Below are 13,237 nucleotides of genomic sequence, written 5' to 3' on the forward strand. Positions count from 1 at the left end.
GTGGATGCGCATTATAGGGAGATGGATTTTTAACGCAAGCACTTTTTGAAGGTTTTTTTGATTATTTTCAAATTATTTAGATACCCACCAAATGCAAACACGTTACCCACAAACGACTGTGGATAACTGAGGTTTTTTAGCAGAATAACTAAACTCTCCTCGCTTGTTATGGTAACTTGCGCCGCAGATTTTCCACTCGCTCACAAGGCAAGAAAAATGACAGACATTATAAATAGTATAAGTGGTCTCCTCTGGGGTCACATTCTGGTTTACCTTTTAATAGCTGCGGGGCTATTTTTTACTCTTCGACTCGGTTTTATCCAATTCACTCAATTTCCACATATGATCAAAGTGATGTTTCAGAGCCGCCAAGGTTCTGGTGAGGGCATTTCTTCATTCCAAGCTTTTTGTACTTCATTAGCTGCACGAGTTGGAACAGGTAATATGGCGGGGGTTGCTGTTGCACTTTATTTAGGTGGTGCCGGTGCAATTTTTTGGATGTGGCTTATTGCTTTAATAGGTATGGCGACAAGTTTTGCCGAGAGTACGCTTGCCCAGGCATATAAAACGGTCGATGAAGATGGTAACTTCCGTGGTGGCCCTGCTTATTATATGGAATATGGGTTAGGCAAACGCTGGATGGGCGTGATCTTTTCTCTTTGCCTTATTCTAGCTTTTGGCTTGGTATTTAATGCTGTTCAATCAAACTCTATTGCTGCTGCATTTGATGTTGCGTTTGGTATTCCAAACTATGTTGTAGGTATCGGCTTAGTATTAGGGTCAGGTATTATCATTTTCGGAGGCTTAAAAACTATTTCACGTTTTGCAGAAATGGTTGTGCCATTTATGGCGCTGGCTTATTTGTTAGTTGCACTTTATGTATGCGCCATGAACTACGATTTATTACCCAATGTATTTATGCATGTTATTAATAGTGCCTTTGGTATCGAGCAAGCAGGCGCAGGTGCAATTGGTTATGGTGTTATGCAGGCGATGATCCAGGGTATTAAACGTGGCTTATTCTCTAATGAAGCAGGTATGGGTAGCGCTGCAAATGCAGCAGCAACGGCAACACCTAACCCACCGCACCCTGCCTCACAAGGTTATGTGCAAATGCTCGGTGTATTTGTAGATACTATTATCATTTGTACCGCAACTGCAGCCCTTATTTTATTATCACAACAACTTATACCTGATTCAGGTGTGACAGGTATTGCATTGACACAAGCTGCCCTTGAAGAACATGTTGGTAGCTGGGGAGCCACTTTTGTTGCGATTGCAATTTTATTTTTTGCATTTACCTCGATTGTTGCAAATTATTCTTACGCCGAAACCAATTTATTGTTTTTGGAGCATAACCATGCATCGGGCATGTTGATTTTCCGATTACTGGTACTTGGTATGGTGATGTTTGGTGCGCTCGGTGAATTACCATTAGTATGGACCCTTGCCGATATTTCGATGGGATTAATGGCTATTGTTAACGTCATCGCTTTGTTTATGTTATCGGGCGTCGTTATTTGGCTTGCGAAGGATTACAACTCACAACGTAAAGCAGGTAAATTGCCTACTTTCGATCCTTCGCAAAACAAAAAGCTAGATCAAACCATTCCTAAAGGCGCATGGCGTAAATAATCTAGTTAAGTAAATTCTTATTTAGGGAGCGTTTGTGCTCCCTTTTTTGTATTTGTTAGCTTTTCAAAGACTGACATGATGAATGCAATTTGATGCTCGTTAAGTTTGGACTCAAGCTGAGTAACAAGCTGCTCTTTAATTTGATCTTTTAATGCTTGTTTTTGTTCTACGGATAACAGTGGCTGTGTCTGTTGCTGATAAGATTGTACAGCACTAAGCATATCCATCACCACGTCATTATCAAAATCGGTTAGCGCCGCTTTCGCATTACTAATAGCCTGTTCTGATTTATCGAAGACAGTCGATACTTTATCAACAAGCACGCTCACCTCATGAATTTTCAGAACGTCGTTAATGTTCGACATAATAATCGCAACAGGAATAAGAACTAACGAGATCGCTAGGCAAAGCCCAAACACTGCGCCTACCCAGAACTGATTTAAGCCACGTTGAAATTGCTTCATTCTCTTTCCTTGATCCTATTTAGTGAATTCAGTAGTGCTGAAAGCTTGAAAACGCATTAGCTGATTTAAAAAGAATAAGGAAACTATAGAGCTATTTTGGCAATAAAAAAATAGTTAGATGAGGTTATAAAAAGAAATATAAATGAAATAAAGAAGAGGTATTTTAAATAAATGGTGCCCGGGGCCGGACTTGAACCGGCACGCTGTTACCAGCGAGGGATTTTAAATCCCTTGTGTCTACCAATTCCACCACCCGGGCATCGGGTCGCTCGTAAGAGCATGTGGAGTATTATATGGAGGCGGAACCCGGAGTCGAACCGAGGTAGACGGATTTGCAATCCGCTGCATGGCCACTCTGCCATTCCGCCTTATCGCTTCCAAATAATTGGAGCGGCACACGAGGCTCGAACTCGTGACCTCAACCTTGGCAAGGTTGCGCTCTACCAACTGAGCTAGTGCCGCAAATTTGTTTCTTTATCCAATAAACTATTTAAGTTTAAATGGTGCCCGGGGCCGGACTTGAACCGGCACGCTGTTACCAGCGAGGGATTTTAAATCCCTTGTGTCTACCAATTCCACCACCCGGGCATCGGGTTTGCTATTTAAAGCAAGTGGATAAAGCTAATATGGAGCGGCACACGAGGCTCGAACTCGTGACCTCAACCTTGGCAAGGTTGCGCTCTACCAACTGAGCTAGTGCCGCATCATATTAACTCTAGAGTTAAATAATAATTTTAAAACTACATTTGGTACTGTAGTTAACCACAAAATGGTGCCCGGGGCCGGACTTGAACCGGCACGCTGTTACCAGCGAGGGATTTTAAATCCCTTGTGTCTACCAATTCCACCACCCGGGCATCGGGTTGCTCATAGAGCGCGTGGAGTGTTGAATGGAGGCGGAACCCGGAGTCGAACCGAGGTGGACGGATTTGCAATCCGCTGCATGGCCACTCTGCCATTCCGCCAAATTAGATAATTGGAGCGGCACACGAGGCTCGAACTCGTGACCTCAACCTTGGCAAGGTTGCGCTCTACCAACTGAGCTAGTGCCGCTTTCTTTATCTTGGGGGCTATGCCCTCTCAACACGGACGCATTCTACAGAGATTATTAAACGCGTCAATATAAAAAATGCTAGTTTTGAACTGTTTGCTTATTTTTTATCTAAAACGGTGTGTAATTAAACGTTTAGGATCAATTTTTGGTCAATTCTGACCATGCTGCTATTAAATACTGCAACATAGAACTAAGCGTTAAGAATGTTGCAATGTATAAAAGACCATAACTTAAGTAGATCATCCATGTATCAAACTGCCAAATCAAACCAATAATGGCTAGCATTTGTGCCGCAGTTTTAAACTTGCCCATGTTTGATACAGCTACGTTGTCACGTTTACCCTGCTCTGCCATCCATTCACGTAATGCAGAGATAACAATTTCACGACTAATAATCACTAATGCCGGAATAGTCATATACAAGGTTTGATAATGACTCGATAAAGCAACCAGTGCCGCACACACCATTACTTTATCTGCAACCGGATCTAAGAACGCACCAAATGGCGTTGACTGATTTAAACGACGTGCTAGATAACCATCAAGGATATCTGTGATCGACGCAAGCCAGAAAACAAACGCAGCAGCGAAAAACGCCCATGAGAAAGGCAAATAAAATATCACCAAAAAAATGGGGATAAGAAAAAGTCTAAAGGTTGTGAGTGTGTTTGGAATATTCCACATAACTACTTGGAGATGTCTTTTTTTCTATATTCGCACGAAGGCTACGCCTTGTCATGCAAATGATTAAATATCTTCTCAGCCATTTCAGGGCTGATCCCAGGAACTTGTTTTAATTGGTCTATATTAGCAGCTTTTACCCCTTGCATGCCCCCTAAATATTTTAATAATGCTTGTCGGCGCTTTTGTCCAACGCCAGTAATTTCTTCTAATAATGATTGTGTGCGTTGTTTTTGGCGTTTATTACGATGCCCAGCAATGGCAAAACGGTGCGACTCATCACGTACATGCTGAATCAAATGCAGTGCTGGCGCATCTGAATCAAGTGGAATTGTTTTACGTCCGCCATCAATTAATAGCGTTTCTAACCCAGGCTTTCGACTTGTGCCTTTTGCAACACCCACCAGCAATGGCATTTTATTATGCGGCCAGTTTTCAAAATATTGCTCAGCACGAGATAATTGACCTTTACCCCCATCGATAAAGATAACATCGGGTATTTTTTCTTCATCGACTACTTTGTTGTAACGTTTATTAAGTGCAAATTCCATCGCGGCATAATCATCGCCACCGGTGATGCCGGTAACATTAAAACGGCGATACTCTTTATTGTTAGGTCCTTGTGAATCAAACACCACACAACTTGCAACCGTGTTTTCACCCATTGTATGGCTGATATCAAAACATTCCATGCGATTAATATCATCGAGACGTAATGTTTCTTTTAATTGTGCGTAACGTTTATTAATGGAGTCTTGGGTACTTTGCTTAACACTAATGCTATTAAGGGCATTTTTATTAGCAAGCTTTAAATACTGTGCCCGCTCACCTCGATTGGCAACTTTTAAACTGACTTTACGCTCAGAGATTGCCGTAAGTGCTTCACTTAAAGGCTCACTTTCTTCAATACTGAACGGTAAGATAATTTCTTTGGCAATGCGCCCCGTTGCACCAGGTGCTAAATAATACTGACCTAAAAACGAAGTCAGTATTTCTTCTTCACCGGAATCTTTAGGTACTTTTGGGAAATATGTTTTGCTGCCTAGCACTTTGTGATCGCGGATCATTAATAAATGAACCGCATTTAAACCATTTAAATGCGCAAAGCCAATCACATCCATTTCCGCATGATTACCCGAAATAGATTGTTGCTCCTGCATTTTTCGAAGTAGCATAATTTGGTCACGCACTTTGGCAGCAAGCTCAAATTTGAGCTCTTTGCTCGCTTGCTCCATCTTGGTGATTAAATCAGCAATGACTTCATGAGATTTGCCCAGCAAAAACTTGCGAACAAAATCAACTTCTTGTCGATATTCTTCATCGGAAATTTTATTTACACACGGCGCAGAGCAGCGTTTTAACTGATATTGTAAACATGGACGGCTTCTAGCTCGGTAATACGCATCTTCACATTGGCGAACCGGAAAGATTTTTTGCATTAAACGCAAACTTTCTGATACCGCTCCTGCACTTGGGAATGGACCAAAGTATTCGCCTTTAATTTTTCGGCTGCCGCGATGAAACGCCAGACGCGGGTGCGTGTGATCAGTTAAAAGAATATACGGATATGACTTATCATCTCGTAACAGAATATTGTAACGAGGCTGATATTTTTTAATTAGGTTGTTTTCGAGTAATAAGGCTTCCGTTTCGGTGTTGGTCAGGGTGACCTCAATACCGCAAATATTACTTACTAAGACACGCGTTTTACTATCAGTGACATTACTTCGAAAGTAACTACTGACGCGCTTTTTTAGATTTTTTGCCTTACCGACATAGATAACTTGCCCTTCACTATCAAGCATTCGGTAGACACCGGGCTCACTTGATAGTGTTTTTAGAAAACGGGCTGGTTCGAAATCAGACATTGAGCAAATTAATGCGAACTATCAATGTCGATCATTTTATGACGAATTGCTAAATGAGTAAGTTCAACATCACCACCCACATTTAGCTTTTCAAACATGCGATAGCGATAGCTATTCACTGTTTTTGAACTCAGGTTTAAACGTTCTGCGATGTCTTGCGCTTTCTCACCTTTGGTGATCATCAGCATGATTTGCAGCTCACGCTCAGATAAACTCTGGAATGGATTTTCATCTGTACGGCCGCTTACCTGTGCAAGGGCAATTTGCTGTGCAATTTCAGGTGCAATATAACGTTGGCCTGCATTCACCGCACGAATGGCGTTAACCATTTCATCAGAGCCGGCACCTTTGGTCAGATAACCATGAGCACCGATTTGCATTACTTTACTTGGGAATGGATCTTCACAATGCACAGTAAGCACAATAATTTTTACATCTGGGCAATAACGACAGATTTTCTTCGTCGCTTCTAAACCGCCAATACCTGGCATATTCATGTCCATCAACACGATATCAGGTGAATGCTGGCGACAAAATTGCACCGCTTCTTCACCGGTTTTAGCTTCACCCACCACTTTAAAACCACGAACATCATCAAGTATACGTCTGATCCCTGTCCGTACAAGCTCATGGTCATCAACTAAAAGTACATTAATCAATGGAACACCCTCAAAAAACCCAAATAGCTGCTTTCGCACAATTTAATGTGCCACATTAGCACAGAAAAAGTGAAACGATAAATCAAAATATCGTTTCACTAATTAATTTTATGCCGAGGCTTTCTCGCTAAAACGATCAACCCATAAAGCAATAATACCATCACCCGTTACATTACACGCGGTACCAAAGCTATCTTGTGCTAAATAAAGTGCAATCATCAGTGCAACAGCACCTTCATTAAAGCCAAGCATACTTGTTAGTAGGCCCAGTGCTGACATAACAGCGCCGCCTGGTGCACCAGGCGCAGCAATCATTACAACACCTAACATCATAATAAACGGCAACATACCAAATAGTGATGGTACATCCATATTCGGTGATAAGAACATCACAGCCATTGCACATGTCACAATCGTGATTGTTGAACCAGACAAGTGAATGGTTGCACATAAAGGCACGGTAAAGTTAGCAACGTCTTCTTTTACGTTATTTGCTTTGCTTGAACGAAGTGAAACAGGAATTGTTGCAGCACTCGACATTGTACCTAAAGCAGTAAAATAAGCTGGCAGCATGTTTTTTACAAGCTCTAATGGATTACGCTTTAGTAGTAGTCCCGTTGAAACGTATAAAAATGTTAACCACAACCAATGCATAATTAATGCAGCTAATAAAACAATGCCAAAGGTTTGTAAGGTATCAACCACTGTGCCTGCGACTGTCATTTCAGCAAATACACCGGCGATGTAAAAAGGTAACGCTGGGATAATCACTTTTGCTAATAAAGCATCGATAACATCACGGCCTTGATCAGACACTTTTTTCAGTGTTTCAAGTTGTAATTGACTCATGCCAATGCCAAACACAAATGCGGTCACTAATGCCGTCATCACACTCATTAAAGGCGGGATTTCTAAATCAATAAAGCTGCCTACTTCTGTTGCTACTTCGGCTTCAAACGTTAAACCCCCATCAAATAATGGGATCATGGCACTTACCAGTAGAAACGCTAAAGTACCCGCGATTATTGTTGACCCATAAGCAAACCCAACTGTTTTGCCTAACAAGTGGCCTGAACCTTTTGGTAAGCCAGCAATACCTGATGCAATAAAAAATAAAATAATCAGGGGAATGGTAAAGGTGATCAACTGACCTATTATTTCTTTTACTGTGTAAAGGAGTTCAACACCTGTTAGTGGCACATATAAGCCCACTAAGATACCAGCAACAATACCGGCAATTAATTTTAGAATTAACTTCATAACGATCACTTCAATTTTTAGGTGGTAATCTTTTACCACGTTTTAGTTTACTTTTGTTATAAAACAGCCAAATTAACGTTTAACTGCGCAAATTACCACCACAGCTTGTCAGAATCTAATTTGAACGTAAATATATGCGCCCTGTCGCGTTGCATTTGTTAACAATGTTGCAAATTAATAACATGCTCGCAGTTTTGAATACCCGTATAGTGCTTATGTATAAATCAATATTAAGTGCCGCTCTATTGAGTGTGCCTTTTACTACCTTGGCCACCAGCCAACCTGTCACCCTCCCTTTTATTGCAGAGCAAGCAACAATTGATGGCAAGCTAAATGAGCCAAGTTGGCAACGTGCAAAAAAAATCACCATAGACAACGTCACTTGGCCTTATGAGAACAGTAAAAGCCCAGTCACCACCCACGCCTATGTTTATGAAGATGGCGAAACACTTTTTATTGGCTTTGAAGCAAACGACCCTAACCCGGAACTTATTCGTGCTTTTTACCGTGACCGAGATGCGGCATGGGATGATGACTTAGTTGGTCTAAAAATTGATTCATACAATAATTCTCAATTAGCGTATCAATTTTTTATCAATCCACTTGGTGTACAGCAAGATTCAATAGAAAACGAACTGACTAAACATGAGAGCTCATCATGGGATGGTATTTGGGATAGTGTGGGTGTTATTCACGAAAACGGATACACCGTTGAAGTTGCAATCCCCTTACGCGTACTAAATTTTGACGACAGCGTGGCAAGTAAAACCATGGCAATGGAGTTTTTACGTTTTTTACCGCGCAGTGAACGTTTACGTATCTCAAGTATGCAGATTGACCATGGTAACAACTGTTGGATTTGCCAAATGCCAAGTTACCAAGGCTTTGAACAAGCGAAGCAAGGCAACAACGTGGCAATTATTCCATCTGTGGTGCTTGGCAAAAATGAGACCCGTGATATTGATGGCTCAGAAGTGGCAGATTGGCAGTCAGAAAACAATACTGAAGCCAGTCTCGATGTAAAATGGGGGATCACCCCAGACATTACTTTAAATGCGACCATTAATCCTGATTTTTCTCAGGTCGAAGCGGATGTCGCACAATTGAGCGTGAACAATAATTTCAGTTTGTTCTTCCCTGAAAAGCGCGCCTTCTTTTTAGATAACGCTGACTACTTTGCCTCAACACTTAACCTTATTCATACCCGTAATATTGCCCAACCAGATTACGGCACGAAAATCACCGGCAGCAAAAATGGCCATACATTTGCCGGTTTCATTGCCAATGACACACAAACAAATGTGTTGATCCCGGGCAATTTAGGTTCATCGCTTGTCGCCCTCGACGAAAAAGGTGAAAACGGTGCCCTGCGTTATCGATACGATTTTGAATCAGGGTTATCACTTGGCTCAACGGCAACACACAGACAAAGTGATGACTACAAGAACACGGTTTACAGTATTGATAGTAAATACAAACCAACAGTCAACGATGTTTTTTTAGTGCAAGTATTAAAGTCACAAACGCAATACAGCCAAGACTTCATAGATGAGTTATGTGATGGAGATAACTGCTCACAGCCAGAGCAAGTAAGCTGTGAATTAAATAGTGACTGCGACTACAACGAAGGCGTATTGCGTGTTTTAAGTAAAGAACAGCAATCAGGCACTGGTTACTACGTAAAGTATCAACATGACGAGAAATACTGGCGCGCATTTGCCGATTATAATTATCGCGATGCCGATTTGAGAGCAGACTTAGGTTTTATCTCACAAGTTGATTTTAAAAAGTTTACGACTGGGGGTGAATACCGTTGGTATGGTGATAAAGGTAATTGGTGGAATCGCGCAAACCTTTATGCCGATTGGGATATTACTCATAACGAAAATAACGAACTTCTTGAAAAAGAAGCACAGACTAGCTTTTCTGTGAGTGGTCCATTACAAAGCTTTTTTGAGCTGTCTGTTGAACACAGAAACCGAACCGGCCTTCGTCATGATAAATCACGTTTAGATATTGATGGCAACACAGATATGTTTAGCGAAAATGGCGTTGGCTTTTATAGTGACTTTAAGCCAACCGCTGGGGTATTTGCTTCTTTATTTATGTATACAGGTAATGCTGTCGACTTAGCGAATAACCGCGTTGGTGATAAATTCCATATTCGCCCAGTACTGAATATGAATCTTGGTAAACATTTTGAAGTACGTTTACGTCATACTTATGAGCAGCTTGAGGCTGATGGCAGTGAAGTATTTACCGCTAATTTAAGTGATGTGCGTTTAACTTATCAATTCAACGTAAATAGCTTTGTACGCCTTGCAGTCATTTATACTGACTTAGAGCGTAATCAAGCTAATTACATAGATGATGTAGATAGCCAATATAAAAACCTCGCCACTCAACTATTGTATTCTTACAAGTTGAATCCGCAAACGGTATTCTTTGCTGGCTACTCTGATAATGGCTACCAAGATGATGAGCTTTCATCCATCACCAAAGAGCAGCGCACCTTATTTGCTAAATTTAGCTACGCTTGGTTACTCTAACCTGACTTTGCGCACCTTTGGGTGCGCGCCCTTCTTTTCCCACCTTATTACTAAATGCTATAAGCCTATTCGCTATATGTTATAGCCAAACTTTACTTTCGTTTTTTATTCACCACAGTAAAGTGTGACTATTACAGATCGGTAGCCTAAGCTATTTGGTCACGATTGAATAAATTGCTTCCAAGGGAACACTATGTCTAACATTTTTGAAGATAATTCATTAACGATTGGTAATACACCAATTGTAAAGCTTAACCGCGTAACCTCAGGTAATGTTTTTGCTAAAGTAGAATCACGTAACCCAAGCTTTAGTGTTAAATGCCGTATTGGCGCTTCAATGATCTGGGAAGCAGAAAAGTCAGGCGTATTAACCAAAGACAAAGAGCTAATCGAGCCTACATCTGGTAACACAGGTATTGCGCTTGCATTCGTTGCTGCATCACGTGGTTATAAATTAACACTGACTATGCCTAATACAATGAGCTTAGAGCGTCGTAAACTATTAAAAGCGTTAGGTGCCAACCTAGTATTGACTGATGGCGCTAAAGGCATGAATGGCGCAATCGAAAAAGCAAAAGAAATTCAAGCAAGTGAGCCTGAAAAGTACATTCTTTTACAGCAATTCGAAAACCCAGCAAACCCGAAAATTCACTTCGAAACAACGGGTCCTGAAATCTATGAAGCAATGGACGGTAAAATCGACATCTTCGTAGCAGGTGTTGGTACAGGTGGTACTATTACAGGTGTTAGCCGTTACCTTAAACTAGAAAAAGGCCTAAACGTGCAATCTGTTGCTGTTGAGCCAACTAACTCACCTGTTATTAGCCAAACTTTAGCTGGCGAAGAAATTAAACCGGGTCCTCATAAAATTCAAGGTATCGGTGCAGGCTTCATCCCTGGCAACCTTGATTTAGAAGTGATTGATGCCGCAGAGCAAGTATCAAATGAAGATGCTATTGCAATGGCTCACGAACTGATGAAAAACGAAGGTATTTTAGTGGGTATTTCATCGGGTGCTGCAGTCGTTGCTGCAAAACGCCTTGCTGAAAAACCTGAAAACGCAGACAAAAATATCGTGGTAATTTTACCAAGTGCAACTGAGCGTTACTTATCTAGTCCATTATTTGCTGAAGAATTCAGCGACAAAGAGCTTGTTCAGTAATAACAACTAAGTTGTCAAAAAAGGATGCAGAGATGCATCCTTTTTTATTACCCAAAATAAATAAAACCAATAATTTTACCGAGTTAACTTTACATCAAGCTGATTTAGTCACACACTTAATCTCAAGTTAACTCGTAAAACAACAACAATGAAAAATATACTCTTAATTTTTGTTCTATTAAGTAGCTGCTTTCTTTTCGGTTGCGGTTCTGAAGATGCGCCTAAAGGCGAAAAAAACACCCCTGGTAATGTGGCGACTCTGTATTTCGATGCCTTATATAACCAAAACGATTTGAACCTTGCTATGGAATACGCCACCCCAAAAATGGCGCGTATTATGAAATCTTACGGTACCGCTGGGCAGTTCGCTCGCAACCTAGTCAATATGCAATACGACGAGGTGGTAATTGAAGTCGATATGACCAATATGAGTCTACGCGAACAATACGGTGATAAAGCCAATATCAATTTAATCTTCACAGGCTACTTTAACGGTAAAAAAGTTGATGATATGCGCAGTGTGAAAATGATGCGTAAAAAAGGCAATTGGTACATAGAAAAAATCAATGCCGATCCATTTGCACGTTGATTAATTACTAAAACTAAAAAAGGGCCTGAAGGCCCTTTTTTGGTAAGAGTATAACTGCAGAACAGTATGGATATTACTCTTCGTCAAACTCTTGCTGTTGACGCTGTGCAGGACGCGCTAAGATCTCAACGTAGAACGATGTAAGCCCTTTAGCTTCAATATCGCTGATACATTTATTAATCTCTGCCACGTGAACGACATTGGCCTCATCCGCTGATTCACCAAACTTACAGTCAAACGCCCAATAATCGGCATCTGCTGGGAGTGTTTTATTACGCTCACGTTTTAAGTATTTTTTTACTTCGTGCTTGGCTGCATCAACCATACGAGGGTATTTAATTTTCTCGTGGTTTAGCGTGAATGTTTTCTTCATTATAGTCCTAGTAACTTGGTTCAATGACAATGGCATTAAGCCATAGACTGCTATTATAACAAGCACATCTTAATTTAGCTGTACTTTTTGCAGTTTTACTTAAATATAAGTGTATTCTTAGTTTATTCGTAGTCTATGACAGTTCGATTAAGCCACTTATACTTAAGCTGTAGCTAAATGTAGGGGTTGATGTATCCCCTCGTCGGTAAGGCTATCATAAAATGCAGCAGCATCGATTTGTGGGCGCTCCACGGGTTTATTTTTTTCATAAAAACGTTTTCTAACAGCGGGCTCACAGTTATCAATCACTTCAAGTGGCACATGCAGCTTGTCATCACGGACATTCAGCGGTTCTGGGTTTAAGCAATGATGTAACCTAATATCCGACAAACCACCTTGCAGTAATTTAAATGCATTGTCTTGGCCTATCAACATATCGAATTGTTCAGGGGCTAATGGTTGTGATGGACCAGCACCGAGTTCTTTACGCAGAACCGATTCAGATACATCAGGACTGGTTAATTCTGTTTTTGGCAGGTGAAACTGGCTAAAATCGAGCGCATCATGAGAAAGCATTGCTAGTAATAAAGCAAACTCTCCAGAGCGGTGCTCGTGTACACTTTTATTTAGACGATTATCGAGTTGACTCTCAGTGAGCAACAAACCATCAATTTGCATAGTCTTTAGCCAAATAGTTTCTTGATTAACCAGTTATCGGCATTTATGCATTTTTCTTTAGTTTTTTTCTTTACTTAAATAATCAGTTTGCTATTATCAGCGCCGTTGCATTGGAGGGGTTCCCGAGCGGCCAAAGGGATCAGACTGTAAATCTGACGGCTCAGCCTTCGCTGGTTCGAATCCAGCTCCCTCCACCACTTTCCTTCTTAGAAAAGTGGGGCCAAATGCAATAGTAAAAATCTGTGTGGAGGGGTTCCCGAGCGGC

11 protein-coding genes and 9 tRNA genes are annotated in these 13,237 nt (G+C 41.0%); 5 read left to right on the top strand and 15 right to left on the bottom strand.

Annotated elements, in window-relative coordinates; genetic code table 11:
- Nucleotides 1–216: 216 nt before the first annotated feature.
- Entirely contained in the window at nucleotides 217–1,635 is a 1,419-nt protein-coding gene (locus CWC28_RS18295; protein WP_105181611.1) for an alanine/glycine:cation symporter family protein, read from the top strand.
- 17 nt (nucleotides 1,636–1,652) lie between these two features.
- Here CWC28_RS18295 and CWC28_RS18300 read toward each other — a convergent pair whose 3' ends face one another.
- From CWC28_RS18300 to CWC28_RS18360, 13 genes are all read right to left on the bottom strand, one after another.
- Entirely contained in the window at nucleotides 1,653–2,099 is a 447-nt protein-coding gene (locus CWC28_RS18300; RefSeq protein WP_138625572.1) for a hypothetical protein, read from the bottom strand.
- A 172-nt stretch (nucleotides 2,100–2,271) separates the two neighbouring features.
- Nucleotides 2,272–2,358: transfer RNA gene (locus CWC28_RS18305), tRNA-Leu, on the bottom strand.
- A gap of 35 nt (nucleotides 2,359–2,393) precedes the next feature.
- A tRNA-Cys gene (locus CWC28_RS18310) sits at nucleotides 2,394–2,467 on the bottom strand.
- A gap of 18 nt (nucleotides 2,468–2,485) precedes the next feature.
- Nucleotides 2,486–2,561: transfer RNA gene (locus CWC28_RS18315), tRNA-Gly, on the bottom strand.
- Between the two features lie 39 nt (nucleotides 2,562–2,600).
- Nucleotides 2,601–2,687 (bottom strand) — tRNA-Leu (locus CWC28_RS18320).
- A 39-nt stretch (nucleotides 2,688–2,726) separates the two neighbouring features.
- Nucleotides 2,727–2,802, bottom strand: a tRNA-Gly gene (locus tag CWC28_RS18325).
- Nucleotides 2,803–2,869: 67 nt separating this feature from the next.
- Nucleotides 2,870–2,956, bottom strand: a tRNA-Leu gene (locus tag CWC28_RS18330).
- A 34-nt stretch (nucleotides 2,957–2,990) separates the two neighbouring features.
- Nucleotides 2,991–3,064 (bottom strand) — tRNA-Cys (locus tag CWC28_RS18335).
- A gap of 12 nt (nucleotides 3,065–3,076) precedes the next feature.
- Nucleotides 3,077–3,152, bottom strand: a tRNA-Gly gene (locus CWC28_RS18340).
- A gap of 139 nt (nucleotides 3,153–3,291) precedes the next feature.
- On the bottom strand, nucleotides 3,292–3,837 hold the full coding sequence (gene pgsA, locus CWC28_RS18345; protein ID WP_063707169.1) for a CDP-diacylglycerol--glycerol-3-phosphate 3-phosphatidyltransferase: 546 nt from the start codon (nucleotides 3,835–3,837) through the stop codon (nucleotides 3,292–3,294).
- 41 nt (nucleotides 3,838–3,878) lie between these two features.
- Nucleotides 3,879–5,702 carry an excinuclease ABC subunit UvrC gene (gene uvrC / locus CWC28_RS18350; RefSeq protein WP_138625573.1) on the bottom strand — a complete coding sequence of 608 codons (1,824 nt, stop codon included), beginning with the start codon at nucleotides 5,700–5,702 and terminating at the stop codon, nucleotides 3,879–3,881.
- Between the two features lie 8 nt (nucleotides 5,703–5,710).
- Complete coding sequence (gene uvrY, locus CWC28_RS18355; RefSeq protein WP_054553647.1) at nucleotides 5,711–6,361, bottom strand: UvrY/SirA/GacA family response regulator transcription factor; 651 nt, start codon at nucleotides 6,359–6,361, stop codon at nucleotides 5,711–5,713.
- Between the two features lie 108 nt (nucleotides 6,362–6,469).
- The gene (locus tag CWC28_RS18360) at nucleotides 6,470–7,621 is read right to left on the bottom strand and encodes a dicarboxylate/amino acid:cation symporter (protein ID WP_105175327.1); all 1,152 of its coding nucleotides are present in this window, start codon (nucleotides 7,619–7,621) and stop codon (nucleotides 6,470–6,472) included.
- 215 nt (nucleotides 7,622–7,836) lie between these two features.
- On the opposite strand from CWC28_RS18360, the gene CWC28_RS18365 reads away from it, so the two are divergent.
- The 3 genes from CWC28_RS18365 to CWC28_RS18375 all read left to right on the top strand — a co-directional run bounded on the left by CWC28_RS18365 (nucleotide 7,837) and on the right by CWC28_RS18375 (nucleotide 11,921).
- Nucleotides 7,837–10,170, top strand: a complete 2,334-nt coding sequence (locus tag CWC28_RS18365) for a carbohydrate binding family 9 domain-containing protein (RefSeq protein WP_138625574.1) — start codon at nucleotides 7,837–7,839, stop codon at nucleotides 10,168–10,170.
- Between the two features lie 193 nt (nucleotides 10,171–10,363).
- Nucleotides 10,364–11,332 carry a cysteine synthase A gene (gene cysK / locus CWC28_RS18370; protein WP_063707165.1) on the top strand — a complete coding sequence of 323 codons (969 nt, stop codon included), beginning with the start codon at nucleotides 10,364–10,366 and terminating at the stop codon, nucleotides 11,330–11,332.
- A 148-nt stretch (nucleotides 11,333–11,480) separates the two neighbouring features.
- Nucleotides 11,481–11,921 carry a hypothetical protein gene (locus CWC28_RS18375; RefSeq protein ID WP_063707163.1) on the top strand — a complete coding sequence of 147 codons (441 nt, stop codon included), beginning with the start codon at nucleotides 11,481–11,483 and terminating at the stop codon, nucleotides 11,919–11,921.
- Nucleotides 11,922–11,994: 73 nt separating this feature from the next.
- Here the strand turns inward: CWC28_RS18375 and CWC28_RS18380 are convergent, their stop codons facing one another.
- Nucleotides 11,995–12,294, bottom strand: coding sequence for a DUF6172 family protein (locus CWC28_RS18380; protein ID WP_063707161.1), 300 nt, complete (start codon nucleotides 12,292–12,294; stop codon nucleotides 11,995–11,997).
- A 162-nt stretch (nucleotides 12,295–12,456) separates the two neighbouring features.
- Nucleotides 12,457–12,972, bottom strand: coding sequence for a VC2046/SO_2500 family protein (locus CWC28_RS18385; RefSeq protein WP_138625575.1), 516 nt, complete (start codon nucleotides 12,970–12,972; stop codon nucleotides 12,457–12,459).
- A gap of 112 nt (nucleotides 12,973–13,084) precedes the next feature.
- On the opposite strand from CWC28_RS18385, the gene CWC28_RS18390 reads away from it, so the two are divergent.
- A tRNA-Tyr gene (locus CWC28_RS18390) sits at nucleotides 13,085–13,169 on the top strand.
- Nucleotides 13,170–13,237: the final 68 nt, after the last annotated feature.

Origin of the sequence: Pseudoalteromonas sp. S4492, assembly GCF_005886115.1 — a bacterium.
In the GTDB taxonomy this organism is placed as follows: domain Bacteria; phylum Pseudomonadota; class Gammaproteobacteria; order Enterobacterales; family Alteromonadaceae; genus Pseudoalteromonas; species Pseudoalteromonas gelatinilytica.